Raw genomic sequence first — 23,589 nt, forward strand, 5'->3', positions numbered from 1 at the left:
TGAGCGACCCATGGCCGCGATTCTCGCCACGACACCCGTGGAGACCTTTGACCGCAGCCGTCCGCTGAGGAAACATGCCCGCATGACCCGAAAGTCCGGCCGCAGCTCGCAGCCCCTCGATGACGTGTCCAAGGCGATCATCGAGCAGCTCCAACAGGACGGTCGGCGCTCCTACGCCGCCATCGGCAAGGTGGTCGGCCTCTCCGAGGCGGCCGTGCGGCAGCGGGTCCAGCGGCTGATCGAGTCCGGCGTGATGCAGGTGGTCGCCGTGACCGACCCGCTCGAGCTCGGGTTCGCCCGCCAGGCGATGGTCGGGGTCCGGGTCTCCGGCCCCCTGGAGCCGGTGGCCGACAAGATCGCGGAGCTCGACGAGGTCGACTACGTCGTCGTCACCGCCGGCTCCTTCGACCTCCTCGTCGAGGTCGTCTGCGAGAGCGACGAGCACCTGCTCGAGCTGATCTCCGGCCAGATCAGAGCCGTGGAGGGCGTCGCCGGGACCGAGACCTTCATGTACCTCAGCCTGCGCAAGCAGACCTACTCGTGGGGCGTCCGCTGAACCCCCACTACGAACGACTCTCGTTGTGGCACGACACCGTCGAGACCGACTGGACGCCGCGGCCACAGCTCGACGGTGACGTCGAGGCCGACGTGGCGATCGTCGGTGCCGGGCTCACCGGCCTGTGGACCGCGCACTACCTGGCCGAGGCGGACCCGGAGCTGCGCGTCGTCGTGCTGGAGGCCGAGACCGCCGGCTACGGCGCGTCCGGGCGCAACGGCGGCTGGTGCTCGGCACTCTTCCCCGCCTCCCTCCCCACGCTGCAGGGGTACGCCGACCGCGAGGCCGCCCTCGCCCAGCACCGCGCCATGCGCGAGACCGTCGACGAGGTGACCCGGGTCGCGTCGGCCGAGGGCATCGACGCCCAGGTGAGCAAGGGCGGCACGATCACGGTGGCCCGCAGCCGGGCGCAGTGGTCGCGGGCCAGGGCCGAGGTCGCCGACGCCCGCGCCTGGGGCCGCGGCGAGGACGACGTGCGCCTGCTCGGCCGGGAGGAGGCGACCGCGGTGCTGCGGGCCAGCCGCACCCGCGGCGCGACGTACACCCCGGACTGCGCGGCCCTGCACCCCGCGCGCCTGGTCCGGGGCCTGGCGGACGCGGTCGAACGACGCGGCGTGACCATCCACGAGCGGACCCGGGTCACCGCGATCGAGCCGCGGCTCGCGCGCACCGAGCACGGCACGGTGACGGCCCGGACGGTGCTGCGCGCGACCGAGGGCTACACCGCGACCCTGGCCGGCCAGCGCCGTGCGCTGGTGCCGGTCTACTCGCTCATCATCGCGACCGAGCCGCTGCCGCCGGAGCTCTGGGACGAGATCGGGCTCGCCCGGCGCGAGACGTTCACCGACCACCGCCACCTGATCGTCTACGGCCAGCGCTCCGCCGACGACCGGCTGGTGTTCGGCGGTCGCGGCGCGCCGTACCACTTGGGCTCGCGGATCAAGCCGGAGTACGACCACGACGAGAGGGTGTTCGCGCGGCTCTACGCGACCCTGGTCGACCTCTTCCCGATGCTCGCCGGCACCCGGGTGACGCATGCGTGGGGCGGCGCCCTCGGCATCCCGCGGGACTGGTGCGCCTCGGTCGGCCTCGACCGCGAGACCGGGCTCGGCTGGGCCGGTGGCTACGTCGGCGACGGGGTCAGCACGACGAACCTCGCCGGTCGCACCCTGCGCGACCTGGTCCTCGGGCGCGACACCGAGCTGACCCGGCTGCCGTGGGTCGGCCACCGCTCCCCCGCGTGGGAGCGCGAGCCGTGGCGGTGGCTCGGGATCAACGCCGGCCTGCGGGCGATGACCGTCGCCGACGCCGAGGAGTCCCTGACCCGGATGCCGAGCCTCGTGGCGCGGGCGGTCGCTCCTCTGCTGGGATGAGGTCATGACCTCCCCCACGACCAGACGCGCCCTCGTCCGTCGGCCCGGCCCCCGCCTCGACGACGGCCTGCTCACCCACCTCGAGCGGGTCCCCGTGGACCTCGAGCTCGCCCGACGTCAGTGGGAGGGGTACGTCGAGGCGCTGCGGGCCGAGGGCTGGGAGACGATCGAGGTGCCGGCGGCCGACGACTGCCCGGACGCGGTCTTCGTCGAGGACACCGTCGTCGTGCTGCACGACCTCGCGGTGATCAGCCGGCCCGGGGCCGACAAGCGCAAGCCGGAGATCGCGGCGACCGAGACGACGCTGGCCGGCCTCGGCTACCGGATCGCCCGCATCGAGGCGCCGGGCACCCTCGACGGCGGCGACGTGCTCAAGCACGGCGACACGGTGTGGGTCGGGCTCGGCGGCCGGACCAACGAGGCCGGCGCCGACCAGCTCGCCGCCCACCTCGCCCCGTTGGGGGCCGACGTCGTCCGGGTGCCGATCTCGCTGGTGCTGCACCTGAAGTCGGCGGTCACCGCGCTGCCGGACGGCACCGTCGTGGGCTTCGCGCCGCTGGTGGACGACCCGACCGTGTGGGACCGCTTCCTGCCCGTGCCCGAGGAGGGCGGCTCGCACGTGGTGGTGCTCGACGAGTCGGCGGTGCTGATGGCGACCAGTGCGCCGCTGAGCCGGGCGCTCTTCGAGGAGCGGGGCCTGCGGGTCGTGGCGGTCGACATGTCCGAGTTCGAGAAGCTCGAGGGCTGCGTGACCTGCCTGTCGGTCCGCCTGCGCGGCTGAGGCGGCTGAGGCGGCTAGCCGAGGCCGTTGGCCGCGGTGTCCGCGGGCTTCGACGACGAGTGCAGCCAGGCAGCGAAGAACCCGCCGAGGTCCTCGCCGCTCACCTTCTCCGCCAACGACTCGAACTGCGCGGTCGAGCCGTTGCCACCCTCGCGCTCGACCAGCCACCGGCGCAGCAGGCGTGCGAAGTCGGCGCCGCCGATCCGCTGGCGCAACGCCTGGAGCGTCATCGCTCCCCGCTGGTAGACGAAGTCGGCGAAGATGCGGTCCACGCAGCTGCGGTGGGACGGGCACGGCGACGCGACGCGGCCGTCCCAGAGCGCGTCGTCGGCGTCGGCGCCGTCATAGCTCTCGCGCAGCATCCGCGCCGCCGTCGTACCGCCGTGCGTCTCGTCGTAGCGCCACTCCATGAAGGTGGCGGCGCCCTCGTTGAGCCAGATGTCGCTCCAGTGGTGCACGGCCACGGAGTCGCCGAACCACTGGTGGGCGAGCTCGTGCACCAGCGTCGTCCGGTTGACGCCTCCCGGCGCGTACGTCGGCCGCGTCTGGTTCTCGAGCGCGAAGCCGGCGTCGAGGCTGGTGACCAGCCCGCCGACGGTCGAGAACGGGTAGTCGCCGAGCTGGGTCTCGAGCCAGCGGGTGATGATCGGCGTCTCGCGCAGCAGGCGCATGGCCTCGGGACGCGTAGCGGTCGGCAGCGCCTGCGAGACCGCGACCAGCCAGCGGCGGCCGTCGCTGACGCCGTGGTCGATCTGGAAGTGGCCGGCGGCGAAGAACGCGAGGTACGGCACCATCGGCTCGTCCGCGCGCCACGTGGTCGTCGCCCACGAGCCGTGGGCCTTGCGGTGCAGCCGGCGCCCGTTGGAGACGACGTCGTACTGCTGCGGGACCGTGATGCTCACCCGGATGCGGGCCTTGTCGAGCGGGTGGTCGTTGGCCGGGAACCACCAGGGCGCCATGTGCGGCTGGTTCATCGACACGACCTCGTCCGCGGAGGCGAGCCAGTTGCTCTCCCCGGCGTACGAATAGCGGGACGGCTCCCCGGCGTAGCGGACCAGCACCGTGACGACCTCGCCCCGGTGCAGCCCGCGCCTGATCGTGAGCTCGTGGCCACGGTGGGAGAACCGGACGGCGTGCCCGTCGACGCGGACGCCCCGGACGGGCAGCAGGAGGTCGAGGTTGAAGCGGGAGATCTCCGCGGTGCCGCGGATCCGCAGCTCGGTCCACCCGGAGAGTCGGCGCCGCTGGAAGCCGTAGCGGTCGTGCACGTCGTAGGAGACGACGTCGATCCCGCCGTTGCCGTCGTGGGGGAAGTACGGGTCGCCGATGCCGGCCGACCCGGCCGGACGGCTCGAGGGGCTCGTGCGGTCCGCGGCGGGGCCGGCGTCGGCACCGCCCACCCAACCGACCGTCAGGCCGACCGTCAGGGTCAGCGCGAGGCCCGCGACGACGGTGGCTGCGGACAGGCGGGGACGTGGCACCCCGGCAAGGTACCCGACGGTGTCCCGCCGACCGCCACCGTCGATCGTGCTATAACTCAAGTGACTAACTATACTTTGGTCGACCTCGACTCGGAACGACGGAGCCACCCATGCAGGTCCTCACGTTAGAGATCCCCGAGCTGGGCAACCACACCCACCTCGTCCACGACGGCCGCTACGCCCTGGTCGTCGATCCGCCGCGCGACATCGCGCCGGTCGAGGCGGCCGCCGAGGCGGCCGGCGTGGAGATCTCGACCGTCGCCGACACCCACCTGCACAACGACTACCTGTCCGGCGCGCTGGCCCTCGCGCGCCGGCACGGCGCGGACTACCTGCTCGCGGCGGACGAGTCCGTGACGTTCGAGCGGGTCGGGGTCCGCGGCGGCGACGTCCTCACCGTGGGCTCGCTCGACGTGAGCGTGCTCGCGACCCCCGGGCACACGCGCCATCACCAGGCCTTCTCCGTCCGGGACCGGCGCGGGTCCGAGCCGGCTGCGGTCTTCAGCGGTGGCAGCCTGCTGCACGGCACGGTCGGCCGCACCGACCTCGTCGACCCACGCCTGCAGCACGACCTGGCCCGCGCCCAGTGGGCCAGCGCGCGGCTCATCGGGGGGCTCGACCCGGCCACCCGCCTGCGCCCGACGCACGGCTTCGGCAGCCTCTGCGCCGGCAGCCGGACGTCGGCGGAGACCGACGGGACCATCGGCGGCGAGCTGGCGGTCAACCCCGCTCTGCTGCTGGACCGCGACCGATTCGTCGACGAGCTCGTCGCGGGGTTCGGCGCGATCCCGTCGTACTACGGCCGGATGGCACCGCTCAACCGGACCGGGGCCGGCCGTGCGCGGCCGCGGCCCGGTCGCGCCGTCACCCGCGACGAGGTCGCCGACGCGATCCTGGCCCGGCGCTGGGTCGTCGACCTGCGCCCGCGCGCGTCGTTCGCCCGGGGCCACGTGCCCGGCTCGGTCAGCGTCGAGTACTCCGCCCAGTTCGCGACGTACGTCGGGTGGCTGGTGCCCGGGGCCGACGACCTGGTCCTCCTCTACGACACCGCCGACGACGTCGGGGCCGCGCTGCACGACCTCGCGGGGATCGGCATCGACGGCCCCGGCATCCACGGCATCCGGGCAGACGAGTCGCTGCCCGCGACGCTGCGTCGTACGGACTGGGCGGGCTTCCGCGAGCACGTCGGCCCGCGCGTCGTCGTCGACGTCCGCGAGCGCGACGAGTACGACGCCGGGCACCTGCCCGAGGCCGTGCACCTGCCCGTGCACGAGATCGAGCGCGGGGTGGTCGGCCTGCCTGCCGGCGAGCTGTGGGCGCACTGCCGCTCGGGCTACCGCGCGGGCATCGCGGCGAGCCTGCTGCACCGCGCCGGTCGCAGCGTCGTGCACGTCGACGACAGCTGGGACCTGGTTGCCGGGCTCGCCGTCCCGACGACGGCCGCCGCCTGAGCCAGCTCGGGCTAATTCGGTTGCGGCCGCCCACCTGCGGCCGTCACAGTTGCCCCGAGCGACCGGAGCGACCGGTGTGCCCGAGCGAGAGGAGCGTGACATGTCCATGACTGTCCTTGGCCTGTCCGCAGACCATCTCCCCTCTCACCTCCGGAGCACCCACAGCGATGTCCTCTCCCGAACCCACGCACGACCTCTCTGATCTCGACCCGTCCTTCGTCTTCGACTTCGAGGCGTACGACGACCTCCCCGACGGCCAGCGCTGGTCCACCTGGCTCGCCGTCGAACCGCTCTCGCGCGGCCCCGAGCCCCGCCCCGACTGGGTCGTGACCTCCCAGGCCGCGGTCGACACCGAGCTCGGCATCCTCAAGACCGGCAAGGAGGCCGACGCCTTCCTGCTCGAGCGCGCCGTCCCCGGCACCGACGGTCCCGGCGAGTCGGTCGTGATGGTGGCCAAGCGCTACCGCAGCAACGAGCACCGCACCTTCCACCGCGCCGCGGCGTACACCGAGGGCCGCAGCATGAAGCGCTCTCGCGACGAGCGCGCCCTCAAGCGCAAGAGCACCTTCGGCAAGATCGTCGCCAGCGGGGAGTGGGCGAACTCCGAGTGGGACGCCCTCAAGCGCTGCTGGGAGCTGGGACTGCCGGTCCCCTACCCCGTGCAGATCGACGGCACCGAGATCCTGATGGAGTGGATCACCTGCGCGGACGGCGAGACGGCGCCCCGACTCGCCCAGACCCGTCCGGAGCCCGTGCTGCTCGCGTCGTACTTCGACCAGCTGCGCGACGCCCTCGCCACGATGGTCGCCCACGGGATCGTCCACGGCGACCTGTCGGCGTACAACATCCTGGCGGCCGACGACCGCTTGGTGATCATCGACCTGCCGCAGATCGTCGACCTGGTGGGCAACACAGCCGGTCTGGACTTCCTGCTGCGCGACTGCACCAACATCTGCACCTGGTTCCAGTCGCGGGGGCTCGAGGTCGACGGTGGGGAGCTCTTCGCGGAGCTGATGGCGCACGCGTTCTAGAGTCGCTGTCGTGAAGAAGCCGGGAGTCGTCCGAGGGGAGCCGGCCGAGGTCGTCCGTCAGCTCGAGCAGTGGATGTCCGAGCACCCGGGGGTCCCGATCGACACCGACCGCGGCTCGCTCTACACCGCCCGGGAGCTCTACGACACCGAGGCGTACGACGCCTCGCTGGACGCGCGCGCCTACGCCTGGTCGCGCGCTCCGCGGAGCCGGCGGGCGGCGCTGGCGCGGGCGCTCCACGACCACGCGGTCGACCTCGCCCTCGACACCTGGATCGGGGGCCGGCACCTCGTCGGGGTGATGGGCGGGCACCGGCTCGAGCGGGGCCAGCCGGCGTACGCCGACGCCGCCCGGCTCGGCGCGGCGCTCGGGACCGACCTCGTGGTGGCGACCGGCGGCGGACCGGGGGCGATGGAGGCGGCCAACCTCGGCGCGAGGTACGCCGGCCGGGCCGACGACCTCGCCTCCGCGCTCGCGCAGCTGGCCGAGGTGCCGTCCTACCACCCGTCGGTCGACCCCTGGGTGCACGGCGCCTTCGACGTGCTCGCCCGGCTCCCCGCCGACCACGACACCCTGGGCATCCCGACCTGGCACTACGGGCACGAGCCGCCCAACGTCTTCGCGACCGCGATCGCGAAGTACTTCCGCAACTCCACCCGCGAGGCGACCCTGCTGGAGGTGTGCGACAGCGGCATCGTCTTCCTGCCCGGGGTCGGCGGCACTGTGCAGGAGATCTTCCAGGACGCGTGCGAGAACTACTACGCGACCGAGGGGTCGGTGGCGCCGATGGTGCTCGTCGGCACGGCGTACTGGACCGACGAGCTGCCGGCCTGGCCGCTGCTGCGGACGCTTGCCCGCGGTCGGGCGATGGAGCAGCACGTGCACCTCGTCGAGACGCTCGACGAGGCCGTGGGCGTGATCGCCCACCGCGGCTGAGGCCGCGTCAGAGTCGGGCCAGGTCCCGGGTCAGGCCTCGGTCGCGGCGAGCTGGCCGCAGGCGCCGTCGATCTCGCGGCCGCGGGTGTCGCGCACCGTCGTGGAGATGCCCTTCGCCTCCAGGCGGCGCACGAACTCGCGCTCGTCGGCCGGGTCGGAGGCGGTCCACTTCGACCCCGGCGTGGGGTTGAGGGGGATCAGGTTGACGTGCACCCAGCCCCAGTCGCCGTACGACTGGAGCACGTCGGCGAGCAGGTCCGCCCGCCAGGCGTGGTCGTTGATGCCGCGCATCATGGCGTACTCGATGGAGACCCGGCGCTTGGTGACCTTGGCGTAGTTCCAGGCCGCCGCGACGGTCTCGGCGACGGAGTAGCGGGTGTTGATCGGGACCAGCTCGTTGCGCAGCTCGTCGTCGGGCGCGTGCAGGCTGAGTGCGAGGGTGACCGGGATGCCCTCCTCGGCGAGCTGCAGCATCCGCGGCACCAGGCCGACGGTCGACACCGTGATGCCGCGGGCGCTCATGCCGAGGCCGTCGGGCGTCGGGTCGGTGAGGCGGCGAACGGTGCCGATGACCGCCTTGTAGTTGGCGAGCGGCTCCCCCATGCCCATGAACACGACGTTGGAGACCCGGCCCGGGCCGCCGGGGACCTCGCCCCGCGCCAGCGACCGAGCGCCGGCGACGACCTGCTCGACGATCTCGGCGGTCGACATGTTGCGCTGCAGACCGCCCTGGCCGGTGGCGCAGAAGGGGCAGGCCATGCCGCAGCCGGCCTGGCTGGAGACGCAGATCGTGGCGCGGTCGGGGTAGCGCATCAGCACCGACTCGACGAGCGCACCGTCGAAGAGCTTCCAGAGGGTCTTGCGCGTCGTGCCGCGGTCGGCCTCCATGGTGCGCAGCGGCGTCATCAGGTTGGGCAGCAGGCCCGCGACGAGCTCGTCGCGCTGGGCGGCCGGGAGGTCGGTCATCTCGGCCGGGTCGTCGACCAGCCGGGCGAAGTAGTGGGTCGAGAGCTGCTTGGCGCGGAAGCCGGGCAGGCCCAGCTCCTTGAGCCGCTCGACGCGCTCGTCGGCGGTGAGGTCGGCGAGGTGCGGCGGCGGCTTCTTGCGACCGCGGGGCTCGTCGAAGACCAGGGGCAGGGGGGTGCGCTCAGACATCGTGGTCGATTGTCCCACCCGGCGCCACCGGAGCGCGATTCGTGGCTCAGGCCTGGTAGGTGATCATGTACCAGAGCACCAGCGCGGCGACGCCTCCGACGACCAGCGCGGTGACCGTGAGCCCGATCAGCATGTAGAGGCCGAAGCGACGCGTGCGCGGAGCGATGATCAGCCCGATCGGCACGGCGAGCGTGACCAGCACGAACGGGAAGAGGTCCTCGGCCGTGTCGTCGGCGACCAGCACGTGCAGCAGCGCGACGAAGAGACCCGGCACCAGGACCACGAACGCGAGCCCGGTGAAGAACCCGGTGAGGGACGTGAACGTGGGGTGGTCACGGTGCCACCAGTCGGGCTGGCGCTCCGGGGCGGGCTGGTCCCGCTCGGTGGGGTCGGTCTGCTGGTCCGCGCTCATCACCTCGATGCTAATCGCCGATCGGGGTGGGCGGGTGCCGCCATGCCGCACTCCGGTGCGGGACGCCCGCCGGGCGCCGTCTAGGTGAAGACGGCGTAGTGCAGCAGCAGCCAGATCGGGGCGACCGTGGCGAGCAGGGAGTCGAGCCGGTCCATCAGGCCGCCGTGGCCCGGGATCACCTGGCTCATGTCCTTGATGCCGAGGTCGCGCTTGATCACCGACTCGCACAGGTCGCCCAGGGTGGCCATCACGGCCGCGATCACGCCGAGGGCGAGGCCCACCCACCAGTCGCCGTCGAGGAGGTAGACGACCAGCGCCCAGCCGGCGACGAGGCAGAAGACCACGGAGCCGGCGAAGCCCTCCCACGACTTCTTCGGCGAGATCACCGGTGCCATCGGGTGCTTGCCGAAGAGCACCCCGGCGACGTACCCCCCGGTGTCGGAGGCGACGGTGATCGCGATGAAGGCGATGATGCCCTGCACACCCGCGTCGTCGAGACCGTGGGCGTTGACCCCACCGCCCTCGGAGAGCAGGAGCGCGACGAACGACCCGAGGAAGGGGACGTAGACCAGGCTGAAGACCGACGCCGTGGCGTTCTGGACGTAGCCGTCGATGCCGCGCCGCAGCAGCCAGAGCATCGTCATCAGCGCGGCGACGGCGGTGGCCGTCACCAGGGCCGGCGCGCCCCAGAAGTAGGCGACCACGACCATCACGACGCCGCCCAGCATCAGCGGTTGCTCAGGAAGGTCGATGCCCTTGGCGCCGAACCCGCGGTGCAGCTCCCAGATCGCGACCACCACGGCGATCGCGACGATCACCATGAACGCCGTCTTCCAGAAGAGCAGCGAGACCAGGATCGCGCCGACCAGGACGAGGGCGGAGGTGACGGCGGCCGGGAGGTCACGGCCGGCGCGGCCGTGGTCCTTCGTGGGCATGGTGGTGTCAGTCATGCGGGGTCCCGGCCTGCTCAGACCTCGAGCAGCTCGGACTCCTTGTTCTTCAGCATCTCGTCGATGACGTCGGTGTGCTTCTTGGTGATCCCGTCGAGCCGCTTCTCGGCGCCGGTGACGTCGTCCTTGCCGACCTCGCCGTCCTTCTCGAGCTTCTCGAGGCCCTGCTTGGCCGTACGACGCAGGTTGCGCACCGCGACCCGGCCGTCCTCGGCCTTGGCCCGGGCGACCTTGATGTAGTCCTTGCGGCGCTCCTCGGTCAGCTCCGGGAAGTTGCAGCGCAGCATCTTGCCGTCGTTGGACGGGTTGACCCCGAGGTCGGAGTCGCGGATGGCCCGCTCGATGTTGCCCATCGCGCCCACGTCGTAGGGCTGGATGAGGATGATCCGGGCCTCGGGAGCAGTGAACGACGCCAGCTGCTGCAGCGGCGTGGGCGTGCCGTAGTAGTCGACCATGATCTTGCTGAACATGCTCGGCGTCGCCCGACCGGCCCGGATCGCGGAGAACTCCTCGCGCGTCGACTCGACCGACTTGCCCATCTTGCCGTCGGCCTCGTTGAGGATGCCGTTGATCGTCACCGCTGCTCCTTCGATGTCGAGCCCGCGGGCTCGTGGTTGTTCCCTGCAGTTCCAGCCGCTCGGTCAGCCTGCGCTGACGAGCGTGCCGATCTTCTCACCCTGGACCACCCGCAGGATGTTGCCCTCGGGCTCCATCCCGAAGACGACCATGGGCAGCTTGTTCTCGCCGCAGAGGGCGAACGCCGTCTGGTCCATGATCCGCAGACCCTGGGCGATCGCCTCGTCGTACGTCAGCACGTCGTACTTGGTGGCCGTCGGGTCGAGCTTCGGGTCGGCGCTGTAGACGCCGTCCACGCCGCTCTTGGCGACCAGCACGACGTCGCACTTGCTCTCCAGCGCCCGCTGGACGGCCACGGTGTCGGTCGAGAAGAAGGGCATGCCCATGCCGGCGCCGAAGATCACGACGCGACCCTTCTCCATGTGCCGGATCGCCCGGCGGGGGATGTAGGGCTCGGCAACCTGGCCCATGGTGATGGCGGTCTGGACCCGGGTCTCGACGCCCATCTTCTCCAGGAAGTCCTGGAGCGCCAGGCAGTTCATCACGATGCCGAGCATGCCCATGTAGTCGGCGCGGACCCGGTCCATGCCGCGCTGCTGGAGCTCGGCGCCGCGGAAGAAGTTGCCGCCGCCGGTGACGACCGCGATCTGGACGCCGGCCTGAGCGACGGCGGTGATCTCCTGGGCGACCTTCTGCACGACGTCGGGGTCGATGCCCACGTTGCCGCCGCCGAACACCTCGCCGGACAGCTTGAGCAGGACTCGCTTGTAACCCGTCACGGGCGGCTCCTTCGGGTGGTGCGGGTGCTGCGGACTGTGTGCCGGACGTGCGAGAAGGCCGGTCCGATGATCAGTGGTGCTGACATCGGACCGGCCTCCTCGACTTCGTCTGCTGTGAACCTATCCGGTCAGGCGCCGACCTCGAAACGGACGAACCGCTTCAAGGTGGTGCCGGCCTCGTCCATGACGGCCTTGACGGACTTCTTGCTCTCGGTCACCGACGGCTGCTCCAGCAGGACGACGTCCTTGAAGAAGCCGTTGAGGCGACCCTCGGTGATCTTGGCGATGGCCTGCTCGGGCTTGCCCTCCTCGCGGGAGGTCCGCTCGGCGATGTCGCGCTCGTGCGCCACGACGTCGACCGGCACCTCGTCACGGGTGAGGTACTTCGGACGCATCGCGGCGATCTGCATCGCCGCGGAGCGGGCCGCGTCGGCGTTGCCGTCGTACTCGACCAGGACGCCGACGGCGGGCGGCAGGTCGGCGGCACGCTTGTGCATGTAGGCCACGACCGGACCGTCGAAGTAGACGTACTGACCGAGCTCGATCTTCTCGCCGATCGAGACCGCGAGGCCGTCGACGACGTCGCCGACCGTCTGGTCACCCAGGGAGACTGCACGCAGCGCGGCGACGTCGGCCGGCTTGGCCTCCGCAGCAGCGTCGGCGATCCGCTGGGCGGCGACGACGAAGTCCTCGCCCTTGGCGACGAAGTCGGTCTCGCACTTGAGCTCGACGAGCACGCCGGGAGCGTGGGCGACCAGACCCGCGGAGGCCTCCCGCTCGGCCGCACGGTTGGCGGCCTTCGCGGCACCCTTGACCCGGAGGAGCTCGACCGCCTGGTCGAAGTCGCCGTCCGACTCGTCGAGAGCCTTCTTGCAGTCCATCATGCCGGCGCCGGTCAGCTCACGGAGCTTCTTGACGTCGGCCGCGGAGAAGTTAGACATGATCCTTCTTCCTCGAAGTATCCGAAGTGATGAGTGGTGCTCAGGCCTGGGCGTCGGACGTCTCGGCGGCGGCCTCGACGGGCGCCTCCTCGACGGCCGCGGGGGCCTCGACAGCCTCGGCGGCCTCGGACGCGGCACCGGTCGCCTCGGCGGCGGGGGTCTCGTCCGTGGCAGCGTCGCCACCGGTCGCCTCGACGGCGGCGGCCTCGGCCTCGCCACCCAGGAGCTCGCGCTCCCACTCGGGCAGCGGCTCCTCGGCGCCCACGGCCTCGGTGCCCTCGGTGGGCTTCGCGCCGGAGCGGGCGATCAGGCCCTCGGCGACGGCGTCGGCCACGACCCGGGTCAGCAGGCCGACCGCGCGGATGGCGTCGTCGTTGCCCGGGATCGGGAAGTCGACCACGTCGGGGTCGCAGTTGGAGTCGAGGATGCCGATGATCGGGATGCGCAGCTTGCGCGCCTCCTCGACGGCGAGGTGCTCCTTGTTGGTGTCGACGATCCACACGGCGGACGGCGTACGGCTCATCTCGCGGATGCCGCCGAGGGACTTGTTCAGCTTGTCCCGCTCGCGGCGCATCTGGAGCAGCTCCTTCTTCGTGCGGCTGCTGCCGGCCACGTCCTCGAAGTCGATCTCGTCGAGCTCCTTGAGGCGGTTGATCCGCTGGTGCACCGTCTGGAAGTTGGTGAGCATGCCACCGAGCCAGCGCTGGTTGACGTAGGGCATCCCGACGCGGGTCGCCTGCTCGGCGATCGCCTCCTGGGCCTGCTTCTTCGTGCCGACGAACATCACGGTGCCGCCCTTGGCGACGACCTCCTTGATGAAGGCGTACGAGCGGTCGATGTAGGCCAGCGACTGCTGCAGGTCGATGATGTAGATGCCGTTGCGCTCGGTCATGATGAAGCGCTTCATCTTGGGGTTCCAGCGACGGGTCTGGTGCCCGAAGTGGACGCCGCTCTCGAGAAGCTGGCGCATGGTGACGACTGCCATTGAAATGTCTCCTGGTGATCGGAGCGCACACCGTATCGTCCGCCCTTGAACCAGGACGGACCGGAGCGTGCTCCTGCTGTGTTTTCAGTTGCTGCCGCCGGCGGGTGCCGGTGGCCCTGACGCCTGCGCGCGGCCCGATCTTCGTGCGAAGAACTGAGGGTCGCGCCCACGGGTGATCGGGTCCTCGGAGTGCCAGGGCCCGTCGCGGTCTGCGAGCGTGCGAAGTCAACCCTTGCGGGTTGCTCGGACCAGAGTAGTCCAGGCCGCGCTCCGCCGCGAATCGCTGGGACCGGGCCGGAAGTCGTCCACAGGAGACCCCCGGAACGCGTTCTCCCCAGCCCGCCACGACTCGCTCGCGCCCGCCGTCCTCGGTGGGCAGCCTCGACGCATGCGTCCTGGCTGCGTGGTCCTCCTGCTCGTCCTCGCCCTGTGCCCCTGGCGGCTGCCGGTGGCAGCGGCGGAGCCCGATCCCGTGGGCGTCTGGCCGCTGGTGCCCGAGCCGGTCGTCGAGCGCGGCTTCGACCCGCCGGACGACCCCTGGGCCGCCGGTCACCGCGGGGTCGACCTCCTGGGTGCGGTCGGTCAGCCGGTCCGGGCCGCGCTGCCCGGCCGGGTCTCGTGGGTGGGCGTGCTGGCGGGGCGGGGCGTCGTGGTGGTCGACCACGGCAGGACGCGTACGACGTACGAGCCCGTCGAGGCCGGCGTCGGGCTCGGGACCGTCGTCGTCGCCGGCGCCCCGCTGGGCACCCTGGCGATCGCGGGCTCTCACTGCCTGCCCCGCGCCTGCCTGCACTGGGGCTGGCTGGAGGGCGAGACCTACCTGGACCCGCTGCGACTGGTGGGCGCCGGACCCGTCCGGCTGCTGCCGCTGTGGCAGGTCGGAGCCGCGCCAGCGGGCCCGACGCCGTACGCCGCGTGGCGGGCCCCCATCACGATGCTCACGCGCGCGGGTGCGCCTGCTGGTAGGCCCGCCGGAGCCGGTCGGTGGTGACGTGCGTGTAGAGCTGGGTCGTCGCCAGCGAGGCGTGCCCGAGCAGCTCCTGGACCGAGCGGAGGTCGGCGCCGCCCTCGAGGAGGTGCGTGGCGGCGGTGTGGCGCAGGCCGTGCGGCCCGATGTCCGGTGCACCCGGCACGTCGGCGATGCGCCGGTGGACCATCGTGCGGACCGCGCGCTGGTCGATCCGCTTGCCGCGGGTGCCGAGGAAGAGCGCGGCACCCGAGCCCTCGACCGCCAGCCGGGGCCGCCCGTGCCGGACCCAGAACTCGACCGCCCGCGCGGCCGGCCGGCCGAAGGGCACCGAGCGCTCCTTGCGGCCCTTGCCGAAGACCCGGATGACGTTGCGCTCCCGGTCGACGTCGTCGACGTCGAGCCCGACCAGCTCGCCGACCCGGACGCCGGTGGCGTAGAGCAGCTCGAGCATCGCGATGTCGCGCAGCCCCGTCGGGCTGCCGTCGTCGGCATGCTCGGTCGCCGCCCGGATCAGGTCAGCCGCCTCGTCGGCGCGCAGCACCGGCGGCAGCGACTTGTGTGCCTTCGGCGACCCCAGGCTGGCGCCGACGTCGGTCGGGATGCGTCCGGTGCGGGTCAGCCACGCGGTGAACACCCGCGCTGCGGTCGCTCTGCGGGCGATGGTCGTGCGCGACCGGCCCATCGTCTGCTGCTTGGCCAGCCAGCTGCGCAACGTCCGCAGGTCGAGCCCGCTCACGTCCGTCGCCCCCAGCCGCGCGGTGTGGTCGAGGAGGCTGCCGACGTCGGCGAGGTAGGCCCGGACCGTGTGCGGGGTCAGGTCGCGCTCGACCGCCAGGTGGCGCTCGTACGCCGCCAGCAGCTCCAGCATCGCTCCCGGCAGCCCGTCGGCCACCTCGACCTCGTCGGCCTGATCCGTCACGGCTCCACTCTAGGAACGCGGGGTCCCCTCAGTCGTGAGCGAGGGCGGCGAGCCGCCAGCCGTCGTCGTCGACCTCGACCATCCCGCGGGCCTCGAGCGCGAGCAGCGTCGCGTGCACCTCCTCGGCCGCCAGGCCGGCGACGTGTGCCACCGACGTGGACGGCGCTCCCCGCGACACCGGCACCGCGTCGAGCACACGACGCTGGAGATGGCTCAGCGCGTCGCGTGGCCGGTCCTTGCCGCGCGGGATGTCGAGCACGTGCTCCCCCGCGGCGCCGAGCAGCTCGAGCACGTCCTCGCCGGAGGTCACCAGCGTCGCCGCCCCCGTCCGGATCAGCTGGTGCACCCCGGCCGATGAGGCGCTGGTGACCGGGCCGGGCACGCCCATCACCGGTCGGTTGAGGCGGCCGGCCCAGTTGGCGGTGTTGAGGGCACCGCTGCGCAGAGCTGCCTCGACCACCACGGTGCCCCCGGACAGGGCGGCGATGATCCGGTTGCGGGACAGGAACCTGACCCGCATCGGCGCCCCGCCCGGAGCCGTCTCGGAGACCACCGCCCCCTCGGCCGCCAGGTGGTCGATCAGCTGCTGGTGAGCCTGCGGATAGACCCGGTCGGCGCCGCAGGCGAGCACGGCCACGGTCGGCGCGCCGACGGCGATCGCACCGCGGTGCGCGGCGAAGTCGATCCCGAACGCCGCACCAGAGACGATCGCGCGACCCGCCTGGCCGACGGTCGCCGCCAGGTCCGCGGCGAGATCGCTGCCGTACGTCGTCGCCGTGCGAGCACCCACCACCGCGAGCGATCCCGCGAGCTGGTCGAGCCGCAGCGGACCACGGACCCACAGCCCGAGCGGGACTCCTCCACGCTCCTGCACCGGCTCCGCCGTCTGCAGGTCGTCGAGCGCCGGGGGCCACTCGTCGTCACCGGGCACGACGAAGCGCAGGCCTCGGCGCGCGGCCGCGGCCAGCTCACGCTCGGGGTCGACCGCGTCGAGCCGGGGGCCGAGCACCGGGTCGGCGCTGAGCTCGGCCAGCGCGGCCTCGGCACCGGTGGCCGCCACCAGGCCGAGCAGTCCCACGTGCCCCGGCTCGGCGATCCGGGTCAGGGCCACCCGGGCCAGGCGGTCGGCGTCGGAGGCGGTCATGAGGCCCGCTCCAGCATGTCGAGCAGCAGCGGGTCACCGGTCCGCAACCGGAGCGCCACGGCAACCTCGGCCGAGCCCGGCTGGTCGCGCCGACGCAGGTCGGCCACCGTCCACGCGAGCCGGTGCACCCGGGTGCCGCCGCGACGACTGAGCCGGCCGTCGTAGATCTCGTCGTCGATCATCTGCTGGGCCGGCAGCGGGAGCGGCCACCGCTCCCGCAGGACCGGGCCGGGTGCGTGCCCGTTGAGCCCCCAGCTCTCCCCGGCGTACCGCTCGGCCTGGCGCAGCCGGGCGGCGGCCACCCGCTCGCGGATCGCGGCGGAGGACTCGGGCACCACGAGCCGGTCGCCGCGGTCGGCCCTCGTCAGCGGCATCAGGTTGCGCACGATGTCGACGCGGTCGGCCACCGGGCCCGTCACCTTGGCGCGGTAGTCGCGCAGCTGCGGCGCCCGACAGTTGCAGCGGCTCGTCCCCGGGTCGCTGCTGTAGTTGCCGCAGGGGCACGGGTTGCAGGCCAGCACCACCATGCCCCGGGCCGGCAGGGTGACCGACTCCTCCTGACGCGCGATCGTCACGTCGCCGCTCTCCAGCGGCTGTCGCAGCGCCTCGATCACGTCGCTGCGGAAGAGCGGGAACTCGTCGAGGAAGAGCACCCCGCCGTGCGCCCGGCTCACCTCCCCCGGTCGCACCTGGCCGCGGCCACCGCCGATCAGGCTGGCCTTGCTGGCGTCGTGGTGGGGCGCGGAGTACGGCGGCCGGACGACCATGCCCTGCCCGGGATCGAGGATGCCCGCCAGGGAGTGCAGCGCGGTCAGCTCGAGCGACTCGGTGCGGGTGAGGTCGGGCAGGATCCCGGGGATCCGCTCGGCGACGGAGGTCTTGCCCGCCCCCTTCGGCCCGGACAGCAGGAGATGGTGGCTCCCGGCCGCCGCGACCTCGACGGCGTACCGCACGTCGGCCAGCCCGAGCAGGTCGGACATGTCGGTCTCCTCGAGCCGCTCCTCCCCCCGCCAGCTCAGCAGCCGGGCGCCCGACATCGGCGCGACCGGCGGCGCCTCGGGCACCTCGTCGCCGCGCAGCTCGGCCACCACCTGAGCCAGCGATCGCATGCCGAACACCTCCATGCCCGGCACCATCGCCGCCTCGCTGGCCTGCGGCTCGGGCACGAAGACCCGGCGCACGCCGCGCTCGGCGGCTGCCAGCACCATCGGCAGCACCCCGGTCACCGACCGCAGGTTGCCGTCGAGGGTCAGCTCGCCGACGAACGCCGTCCCGGCCAGCATCGACTTCGGGACGCCGCCGTCGGCGGCCAGCACCGACACCGCGATCGCCAGGTCGAAGTGGGTGCCGCTCTTGAGGAGGTCGGCGGGTGAGAGCAGGATCGTGATGCGCTTGGTCGTGGGCCAGACCAGCCTGCTGTTGATGATCGCCATCCGGCAGCGGTCCCGCCCCTCCTGGAGGGTGGCGTCGGGCCGACCCACCATCGTGAGACCGGGCTGCCCGGGCGAGACGTCGCTCTGGACGTCGATGAGATGACCGACGGCCCCGTGCAGCGAGACCGTCCGGGCGGTGGCGAAGGGCATCAGCCGATCCCCCGGACGTGCTCGACCACGGAGGGCCCGCGACGTGGCCGCAGCACCGCCACCAGGTCGATCCGGACGTCCGGCACGGCGAGCCCGCGCTCCGTCTGCCAGCGCATCGCCAGGCGACGCAGCCGGTCGAGCTTCGGGTCGGTGATCGCCTCGTGCGGAGTGCCGTACGACGTGCTGCTGCGGGTCTTCACCTCACAGACCACCAGCACCCGACCGTCGCGCAGCACGAGGTCGATCTCCCCCGCCTCGCAGCGCCAGTTGCGCTCGAGCAACACCATCCCCTGCTGCACCAGGTGGCGCGCCGCCACGGACTCGCCGTACGCCCCGAGCGCCTGCCTCACCGTTGCCGAACTCGTCATCCCACGACCTCCTGACCGCAACCCTGGCGGCCACCGCCGACGGGTGGGGGCGCGCGTGCCGGCGCCTGTGGACCGCGCTGCCGGAGACGGGCCTGTGGACAAGAAGTGGCCCGCTGGCCGGTTCCCACCTCGTTCTCGCCCGGAGCCGGCGGCAGACGCGTAGCGTTCGCGCCAGCGACGCTCGGGGTCGGAATCGGACGCTTCATCCCAGGAAGGCCAGCCATGCCGACACTTCGAGCTCTCCGGCACAGCGCACGCTCCGTCGGCTCGGCGGCGGTCCTCGTGGCCGCCCTGCTGGTCTCGGTCCCCAGCCCCCCGGCTCCTGCTGCGACGGCCCGTCCGATCCTCGCCACCGCGTCCGGACAGGTCGAGTCCGGCGGCGTCGTGGACGCCGGCGGGAACCACTCCTGCGCGGTCCGGCCCCAGGGCAGCATCGTGTGCTGGGGCAACGACCTCGCCGGCAACTCGACGCCGCCGACCGGCACGTTCACGAGCGTCGCCGTCGGCAGCTCCCACACCTGCGCCCTGGCCGTGGCCGGCACCGTGACCTGCTGGGGCGACGACAGCTTCGGTCAGGTCGACGCCCCACCCGACACCACCTTCACCGCGATCACCGCAGGGGGCATGCACACCTGCGGGCTGCGGACCAACGGCACCATCGACTGCTGGGGATGGAACGGCCTGGGGCAGGCCGCCGACGTGCCGGGGACGTTCAAGGCCATCGACGCGGGCTACGACTTCACCTGCGCGATCAGGACCAACGGCACGCTGGTGTGCTGGGGTGACGACGACTTCAACGAGGCGATGATCACGCCGCCCCCGGGCACCTACACCTCGCTGGCCTCGGCCGACCGGCACAGCTGCGCGATCGCGACCGACCACAGCATCGCCTGCTGGGGCACCGATGAGTTCACCCAGGTCTCGACCCGACCCAGCAGTGGCACGTGGACGTCCATCGCTGCCGGTGGCCGCACCTCGTGCGCCGTCAGCTCCGACACCACGGTCACCTGCTGGGGCAATGACGCCCAGGCCCAGGCCACCGTGCCCGAGGGGCTGACCGCCACCGCGCTGGCCATCGGTGCCACCCACTCGTGCGCCATCACCCTCCCCGGGGCGGTCTCGTGCTGGGGCAACAACACCCAGGGCGAGCTGACGCAGCCGTCCGGCAACTTCAACCGCGTGCGGCTGGAGGCGGGTGGGGCGCACACCTGCGAGGTGACCGCGACGCATGCCCTGACGTGCTGGGGCGCCGACTCGCTCGGTCAGTCGACCGTCCCCGCCGGCTCCTGGCGCGCCGTGTCGGCGGGCGCCACCCACACGTGCGGCATCCACCTGGACTGGAGCCTCGAGTGCTGGGGCGACACGGCGTTCGGCAAGACGGCCACCAGCGCTGGCCTGTACGCCGCCGTCGACGCCGGCGGCAACAACACCTGCGCGCTCAAGTTCGACGGGACCATGGCGTGCTTCGGCGAGACCGCCGCGCCGGCCGGGACGTTCACGGCGGTGGCCACGGGCGCCCGTCAGGTCTGTGGGATCAGGACCGACAGCACCGCCACCTGCGTCGGGCTCAACACCAGCGGTCAGGCCACCGCACCGGCGGGGCTCTTCTCAGCCGTCACGGCCGGCAGCACCCACACGTGCGGCCTCAAGGTGGACGGCTCGCTGACCTGCTGGGGGGACAACACCGACGGCCAGGCCCCGAGCTCGACGACCGGCACGTACGTCGCGGTCTCGGCCGGTGACTCCCACACGTGCACCGTGAGCACGAGCGGCCTCATCGCCTGCCGTGGGAGCAACGACGCCGGGCAGCTCACCTCCCCCCTCGGCACCGCCGCCGCGGTCGCGGCCGGAGGCGCTCACAGCTGCGCGGTCCGGGCCGACAGCACGGTGATCTGCTGGGGCCTCAACACCTCCGGGCAGCTCGGCAGGCCCGACCTCGTCATCGGCGAGGTCGCCAACCCCCCGGCGTCGGTGCACCGCGGCACGACCATGACCGTGACCGACCAGACGGTCAACGCCGGCAGCGGCCCCGCCGCGTCCAGCACGACCCGCTACTACCTCGCCGCCACCGCGACCCACGCCGCGGGTGATCGCCTGCTCTCCGGCGGCCGCCCGGTGCCCGCCCTCACCCAGGGCGTGGCTGCCTCCGGCTCGGCGAAGGTGACCGTCCCGGGGACCACCCCGACGGGGTCCTACTTCCTGCTCGCGTGCGCCGACGCCGCCAAGGTCGTCGCCGAGACGTCGGAGGCCGACAACTGCGGCGCCGCCGCGGAGAAGGTCACCGTCACCCCGGGCAAGCCCGACCTGCGCGTGCTGTCGACGAAGAACCCGCCGGCCACGCGCGTCCGCGGCGCGACGTTCGCCGCGGGCACCTCGACGAAGAACATCGGCTTCGGGACCGCGGGAGCCTCCGTGACCAGGTTCTACCTGTCCAAGGACAAGGTCCGCAACGCCGGGGACAAGCGGCTGACGGGCTCCCTCGCCCTGGCCCGCGTCGGTGCGGGTGCGACCAGGGCCGGCTCGCGCAGCGTGAAGGTGCCCACGTCGACGGCGAAGGGCAGGTACTACGTCCTGGGCTGCGCCGACGACACGGCGAAGGTCAGCGAGCTCAGGGAGACCAACAACTGCACGGCGAGCACCAGGCGGATCCGCGTCAAGTGACCCGCCCGACCAGCGCTCCGCTCAGGGCTTCGGCAGGTCGATCTCGGTCGGGCTGAGCTCCTCGACGTTGACGTCCTTGAAGGTCAGCACCTTGACGTTCTTGGCGAAGCGGGCGGGGCGGTACATGTCCCACACCCACGCATCGCTCATCGAGACCTCGAAGAACACGTCGCCGGCCTCGGTGCGGGCCTTCACGTCCACCTGGTTGCAGAGGTAGAAGCGGCGGTCGGTCTCGACGACGTACTTGAAGATGCCGACGACGTCTCGGTACTCACGGTAGAGCGTCAGCTCCATCTCGGCTTCGTACTTCTCGAGGTCCTCCGTGCTCACGACAGCGACTCTATCCCGCACCCCGAGCCCGTACGCCGCCACGCCTGCGGCGCGCCGATGAAGGGGCGACTGTCATGGTTGACCCGTGCGCGACGAGGTGCAGGGCCAGGGACCACCGCTGCCGACCCGCCAGGTGCTGAGCCAGTGGTGGCGTGACATCTCGTTCCTGCACTGGCGCGTCGACCCCGACGTCGTGGCCCCGCTGCTGCCCCGCGGGGTGCGCCCCGACGTGCACGACGGCAGCAGCTGGGTGGGGCTGATCCCCTTCCGCATGGTCGACGCGGGCCTGGGGCAGAGGGGGCCGGTCCCTCGCCTCGGCACCTTCTCCGAGACCAACGTGCGGCTCTACTCCGTGGACGACGCCGGTCGGCACGGGGTCGTCTTCCGCTCGCTGGAGGCCGATCGGCTGGCGGTCGTGGCAGCCGCGCGCCTCAGCCTCGGCGTGCCCTACCAGTGGGCACGGCTCTCGGTGCAGCCCGCCGACCTCGGCCGGCGCCCCGAGGGCAAGACGGTCTCCTACCGCTCCCGACGGCGCCGGACCGGTGTCGGCGGTCGGATCGACGTCCAGGTCGGCGAGCCGATCGCCGAGCCGGGCCCGCTCGAGCTCTTCCTCACGGCTCGGTTCGGGCTGCACACCACGGTCGCCGGCCGCACGCTCTGGGTGCCCAACACCCATGGCCCGTGGCCGCTGCGCCGGGCGCGCGCGATCCACGTCGAGGACACCCTGATGGCCGCGGCGGGCCTGCCCGGCCTGGTCGACTCAGCGCCCGAGTCGGTGCTCTTCTCGAGCGGGGTCCGGACCACCTTCGGGCTCCCCCAGCGCCTCTGACACCGGCTCCAGGCCCGCGGCGCGCCGTACGTTCACGAACCGCATCCGGTGGATCGGCGACGGGCCGTGCTCGGTCAGCGCCGCGGTGTGCACGTCGGTGATGTATCCCTTGTGCGTCTTGAAGTCGTACGCCGGCCAGGCGGCGTCCAGCTCGGTCATCATCCGGTCGCGGGTGACCTTCGCGAGCACCGAGGCCGCGGAGATGCAGGCCGCGACCCGGTCGCCCTTCCAGACCGCCAGCCCGGGCACGCCGAGGCCGTCGACCGGGAACCCGTCGGTGAGCACGTACGCCGGCGGCATCTCCAGGAGCGCCACCGCGCGTCGCAGCGCCTCGATGTTGGCCACGTGCATGCCGAGCCGGTCGCACTCCTCGTGCGAGACCGAGACCACCGACCAGGCGACGGCACGCTCGACGATCTGCGCGTAGCAGCGCTCCCGCGCCTTCTCGGTGAGCAGCTTGGAGTCGGCCAGGCCCGGGATGACCCCGGCCCTGCCCGCGGGCAGGATCGCCGCGCCCGCCACCAGGGGGCCCGCGCAGGCGCCCCGGCCGGCCTCGTCCACGCCGGCGATCGGCTCGATCCCGTGCCGCCTCAGCGCGCGCTCGTAGCCGTACAGCCCGGCATCGCGCCGGACCGTGGCGCCGCGGGGAAGCGCGCTCACGCGTCCCCACCGACCTCGTGCGCGGTCACTTCGCGTCGGGGACGTCCGCGAAGGTCGCGGGTCGGTGCAGGAACTCGAACCGGTCGCTGGGCCACAGCAGCAGGAAGACCCTGCCGACCACGTCGTCGGCGTCGACGTACGGGCTGTCCTGGCAGTCGGGGGTGTCCAGGCAGGCGTGGAAGCTCGAGTCCGCCGAGTTGTTGCGGTTGTCGCCCATCACGAAGATCTTGCCGTCGGGCACCGGGCCGACGGTCCAGTCGCAGTGCGCCTTGCCCCGCGGCATCGGGCCGTAGCAGCCGCCGCCGCGGCGGGCGTAGTCCTTCTCGTTCAGCGCCTGACCGTTGACCGAGATCCGGCCCTTGGTGTCGCAGCACGTGATGACGTCACCCTCGACGCCGATCACCCGCTTCACCAGATGACCGCCCGAGGGGTAGAGCCCGACCTTCGACAGCACCTTCGCCACCGGGCCCGACGGGCCGGCCGACTCCTCGCCCTGCAGCCAGTCGCCCGGGTCCTTGAACACCACGACGTCACCGCGCTCGGGACCGTCGAACCAGTACGACGGCTTCTCCACCAGGATCCGGTCGTTCTTGATCAACCCCGGCTCCATCGACTCCGAGGGGATGTAGAACGCCTGCACGAACAACGCCTTGATCACCACCGCCAGCACCAGCGCGATGCCCAGCAGCAGGATCGTCTCCTGCCACACCGGCAGGTGCT

Annotated in this window: 24 protein-coding genes; 9 read left to right on the forward strand and 15 right to left on the reverse strand. The window is 72.4% G+C overall.

Annotated features, from left to right (window positions below; translation table 11 throughout):
- The first annotated feature begins 82 nt into the window (after nucleotides 1-82).
- From N542_RS0122500 to ddaH, 3 genes are read left to right on the forward strand one after another with little or no spacing between them, the layout of a single operon-like run.
- Nucleotides 83-556 carry an Lrp/AsnC family transcriptional regulator gene (locus N542_RS0122500; RefSeq protein WP_028645853.1) on the forward strand — a complete coding sequence of 158 codons (474 nt, stop codon included), beginning with the start codon at nucleotides 83-85 and terminating at the stop codon, nucleotides 554-556.
- Nucleotides 541-1,929 (forward strand): NAD(P)/FAD-dependent oxidoreductase, encoded by a 1,389-nt coding sequence (locus N542_RS0122505; RefSeq protein WP_028645854.1) that lies wholly within the window; start codon nucleotides 541-543, stop codon nucleotides 1,927-1,929. Before N542_RS0122500 ends, N542_RS0122505 begins: the two co-directional genes overlap by 16 nt.
- Before the next feature lie 4 nt (nucleotides 1,930-1,933).
- The gene (ddaH, locus tag N542_RS0122510) at nucleotides 1,934-2,710 is read left to right on the forward strand and encodes a dimethylargininase (protein WP_028645855.1); all 777 of its coding nucleotides are present in this window, start codon (nucleotides 1,934-1,936) and stop codon (nucleotides 2,708-2,710) included.
- 14 nt (nucleotides 2,711-2,724) lie between these two features.
- On the opposite strand, the gene N542_RS26190 is transcribed toward ddaH, so the two are convergent.
- The gene (locus N542_RS26190; RefSeq protein WP_051552284.1) at nucleotides 2,725-4,191 is read right to left on the reverse strand and encodes a M1 family metallopeptidase; all 1,467 of its coding nucleotides are present in this window, start codon (nucleotides 4,189-4,191) and stop codon (nucleotides 2,725-2,727) included.
- 110 nt (nucleotides 4,192-4,301) lie between these two features.
- Here N542_RS26190 and N542_RS0122520 point away from each other — a divergent pair, with 110 nt between their 5' ends.
- The 3 genes from N542_RS0122520 (at nucleotide 4,302) to N542_RS26195 (ending at nucleotide 7,607) form a co-directional block, all read left to right on the forward strand.
- Nucleotides 4,302-5,642 (forward strand): rhodanese-like domain-containing protein, encoded by a 1,341-nt coding sequence (locus tag N542_RS0122520; RefSeq protein WP_028645856.1) that lies wholly within the window; start codon nucleotides 4,302-4,304, stop codon nucleotides 5,640-5,642.
- 167 nt (nucleotides 5,643-5,809) lie between these two features.
- Nucleotides 5,810-6,673 (forward strand): serine protein kinase RIO, encoded by an 864-nt coding sequence (locus N542_RS0122525; RefSeq protein WP_028645857.1) that lies wholly within the window; start codon nucleotides 5,810-5,812, stop codon nucleotides 6,671-6,673.
- A 10-nt stretch (nucleotides 6,674-6,683) separates the two neighbouring features.
- Nucleotides 6,684-7,607 carry an LOG family protein gene (locus N542_RS26195; protein ID WP_231482845.1) on the forward strand — a complete coding sequence of 308 codons (924 nt, stop codon included), beginning with the start codon at nucleotides 6,684-6,686 and terminating at the stop codon, nucleotides 7,605-7,607.
- A gap of 30 nt (nucleotides 7,608-7,637) precedes the next feature.
- Here N542_RS26195 and rlmN read toward each other — a convergent pair whose 3' ends face one another.
- The 7 genes from rlmN to rpsB all read right to left on the reverse strand — a co-directional run bounded on the left by rlmN (nucleotide 7,638) and on the right by rpsB (nucleotide 13,405).
- A complete protein-coding gene (rlmN, locus tag N542_RS0122535; protein ID WP_028645858.1) occupies nucleotides 7,638-8,762 on the reverse strand; it encodes a 23S rRNA (adenine(2503)-C(2))-methyltransferase RlmN in 1,125 nt (374 codons plus the stop codon).
- A gap of 46 nt (nucleotides 8,763-8,808) precedes the next feature.
- Nucleotides 8,809-9,174 carry a hypothetical protein gene (locus N542_RS0122540; RefSeq protein WP_028645859.1) on the reverse strand — a complete coding sequence of 122 codons (366 nt, stop codon included), beginning with the start codon at nucleotides 9,172-9,174 and terminating at the stop codon, nucleotides 8,809-8,811.
- 80 nt (nucleotides 9,175-9,254) lie between these two features.
- The gene (locus tag N542_RS0122545; protein ID WP_036509462.1) at nucleotides 9,255-10,124 is read right to left on the reverse strand and encodes a phosphatidate cytidylyltransferase; all 870 of its coding nucleotides are present in this window, start codon (nucleotides 10,122-10,124) and stop codon (nucleotides 9,255-9,257) included.
- A gap of 17 nt (nucleotides 10,125-10,141) precedes the next feature.
- The gene (gene frr / locus N542_RS0122550) at nucleotides 10,142-10,696 is read right to left on the reverse strand and encodes a ribosome recycling factor (RefSeq protein ID WP_028645861.1); all 555 of its coding nucleotides are present in this window, start codon (nucleotides 10,694-10,696) and stop codon (nucleotides 10,142-10,144) included.
- Nucleotides 10,697-10,765: 69 nt separating this feature from the next.
- Nucleotides 10,766-11,479, reverse strand: a complete 714-nt coding sequence (gene pyrH / locus N542_RS0122555; protein ID WP_028645862.1) for a UMP kinase — start codon at nucleotides 11,477-11,479, stop codon at nucleotides 10,766-10,768.
- Between the two features lie 128 nt (nucleotides 11,480-11,607).
- A complete protein-coding gene (gene tsf / locus N542_RS0122560; protein ID WP_028645863.1) occupies nucleotides 11,608-12,420 on the reverse strand; it encodes a translation elongation factor Ts in 813 nt (270 codons plus the stop codon).
- Between the two features lie 40 nt (nucleotides 12,421-12,460).
- Entirely contained in the window at nucleotides 12,461-13,405 is a 945-nt protein-coding gene (rpsB, locus tag N542_RS0122565; RefSeq protein ID WP_028645864.1) for a 30S ribosomal protein S2, read from the reverse strand.
- Between the two features lie 388 nt (nucleotides 13,406-13,793).
- Here rpsB and N542_RS26200 point away from each other — a divergent pair, with 388 nt between their 5' ends.
- On the forward strand, nucleotides 13,794-14,396 hold the full coding sequence (locus tag N542_RS26200; protein WP_081795490.1) for a M23 family metallopeptidase: 603 nt from the start codon (nucleotides 13,794-13,796) through the stop codon (nucleotides 14,394-14,396).
- Here the strand turns inward: N542_RS26200 and N542_RS0122575 are convergent.
- The 4 genes from N542_RS0122575 to N542_RS0122590 form a co-directional block, all read right to left on the reverse strand.
- A complete protein-coding gene (locus tag N542_RS0122575) occupies nucleotides 14,344-15,243 on the reverse strand; it encodes a tyrosine recombinase XerC (protein WP_051552307.1) in 900 nt (299 codons plus the stop codon). The two genes, N542_RS26200 and N542_RS0122575, sit on opposite strands and share 53 nt — an antisense overlap.
- Nucleotides 15,244-15,322: 79 nt before the next feature.
- The gene (gene dprA / locus N542_RS26205) at nucleotides 15,323-16,438 is read right to left on the reverse strand and encodes a DNA-processing protein DprA (protein WP_036509464.1); all 1,116 of its coding nucleotides are present in this window, start codon (nucleotides 16,436-16,438) and stop codon (nucleotides 15,323-15,325) included.
- Nucleotides 16,435-18,021, reverse strand: a complete 1,587-nt coding sequence (locus N542_RS0122585) for a YifB family Mg chelatase-like AAA ATPase (RefSeq protein ID WP_028645866.1) — start codon at nucleotides 18,019-18,021, stop codon at nucleotides 16,435-16,437. Before N542_RS0122585 ends, dprA begins: the two co-directional genes overlap by 4 nt.
- Entirely contained in the window at nucleotides 18,021-18,389 is a 369-nt protein-coding gene (locus tag N542_RS0122590; RefSeq protein WP_028645867.1) for a YraN family protein, read from the reverse strand. The genes N542_RS0122585 and N542_RS0122590 overlap by 1 nt, the downstream gene beginning before the upstream one ends.
- A gap of 222 nt (nucleotides 18,390-18,611) precedes the next feature.
- Between N542_RS0122590 and N542_RS0122595 the strand changes: the two genes are divergently transcribed.
- Complete coding sequence (locus N542_RS0122595; RefSeq protein WP_081795492.1) at nucleotides 18,612-21,050, forward strand: CARDB domain-containing protein; 2,439 nt, start codon at nucleotides 18,612-18,614, stop codon at nucleotides 21,048-21,050.
- 21 nt (nucleotides 21,051-21,071) lie between these two features.
- Here N542_RS0122595 and N542_RS0122600 read toward each other — a convergent pair whose 3' ends face one another.
- Complete coding sequence (locus N542_RS0122600) at nucleotides 21,072-21,380, reverse strand: DUF2469 domain-containing protein (protein ID WP_028645869.1); 309 nt, start codon at nucleotides 21,378-21,380, stop codon at nucleotides 21,072-21,074.
- Between the two features lie 85 nt (nucleotides 21,381-21,465).
- Here N542_RS0122600 and N542_RS0122605 point away from each other — a divergent pair, with 85 nt between their 5' ends.
- Nucleotides 21,466-22,209, forward strand: a complete 744-nt coding sequence (locus tag N542_RS0122605) for a YqjF family protein (protein ID WP_051552287.1) — start codon at nucleotides 21,466-21,468, stop codon at nucleotides 22,207-22,209.
- Here N542_RS0122605 and N542_RS26210 read toward each other — a convergent pair.
- The gene (locus N542_RS26210) at nucleotides 22,141-22,869 is read right to left on the reverse strand and encodes a ribonuclease HII (protein WP_051552289.1); all 729 of its coding nucleotides are present in this window, start codon (nucleotides 22,867-22,869) and stop codon (nucleotides 22,141-22,143) included. The genes N542_RS0122605 and N542_RS26210 overlap by 69 nt on opposite strands.
- 25 nt (nucleotides 22,870-22,894) lie before the next feature.
- On the reverse strand, nucleotides 22,895-23,589 hold a 695-nt coding region (lepB, locus tag N542_RS0122615), incomplete at its 5' end, for a signal peptidase I (RefSeq protein WP_028645871.1).

Origin of the sequence: Nocardioides sp. URHA0020, assembly GCF_000620705.1 — a bacterium.
Classification (GTDB): Bacteria; Actinomycetota; Actinomycetes; order Propionibacteriales; family Nocardioidaceae; genus Nocardioides.

Excerpts from the sequence above, each read along its gene's own strand:
- N542_RS0122500 (WP_028645853.1), top strand. The coding sequence starts at position 83 with ATGACCCGAAAGTCCGGCCGCAGCTCGCAGCCCCTCGATGACGTGTCC.
- ddaH (WP_028645855.1), top strand. The coding sequence starts at position 1,934 with ATGACCTCCCCCACGACCAGACGCGCCCTCGTCCGTCGGCCCGGCCCC.
- N542_RS0122520 (WP_028645856.1), top strand. The coding sequence starts at position 4,302 with ATGCAGGTCCTCACGTTAGAGATCCCCGAGCTGGGCAACCACACCCAC.
- N542_RS0122525 (WP_028645857.1), top strand. The coding sequence starts at position 5,810 with ATGTCCTCTCCCGAACCCACGCACGACCTCTCTGATCTCGACCCGTCC.
- rlmN (WP_028645858.1), bottom strand. The coding sequence starts at position 8,762 with ATGTCTGAGCGCACCCCCCTGCCCCTGGTCTTCGACGAGCCCCGCGGT.
- N542_RS0122540 (WP_028645859.1), bottom strand. The coding sequence starts at position 9,174 with ATGAGCGCGGACCAGCAGACCGACCCCACCGAGCGGGACCAGCCCGCC.
- N542_RS0122545 (WP_036509462.1), bottom strand. The coding sequence starts at position 10,124 with ATGACTGACACCACCATGCCCACGAAGGACCACGGCCGCGCCGGCCGT.
- tsf (WP_028645863.1), bottom strand. The coding sequence starts at position 12,420 with ATGTCTAACTTCTCCGCGGCCGACGTCAAGAAGCTCCGTGAGCTGACC.
- rpsB (WP_028645864.1), bottom strand. The coding sequence starts at position 13,405 with ATGGCAGTCGTCACCATGCGCCAGCTTCTCGAGAGCGGCGTCCACTTC.
- N542_RS26200 (WP_081795490.1), top strand. The coding sequence starts at position 13,794 with ATGCGTCCTGGCTGCGTGGTCCTCCTGCTCGTCCTCGCCCTGTGCCCC.
- N542_RS0122575 (WP_051552307.1), bottom strand. The coding sequence starts at position 15,243 with ATGCTGGAGCTGCTGGCGGCGTACGAGCGCCACCTGGCGGTCGAGCGC.
- dprA (WP_036509464.1), bottom strand. The coding sequence starts at position 16,438 with ATGACCGCCTCCGACGCCGACCGCCTGGCCCGGGTGGCCCTGACCCGG.
- N542_RS0122585 (WP_028645866.1), bottom strand. The coding sequence starts at position 18,021 with ATGCCCTTCGCCACCGCCCGGACGGTCTCGCTGCACGGGGCCGTCGGT.
- N542_RS0122590 (WP_028645867.1), bottom strand. The coding sequence starts at position 18,389 with ATGACGAGTTCGGCAACGGTGAGGCAGGCGCTCGGGGCGTACGGCGAG.
- N542_RS0122595 (WP_081795492.1), top strand. The coding sequence starts at position 18,612 with ATGCCGACACTTCGAGCTCTCCGGCACAGCGCACGCTCCGTCGGCTCG.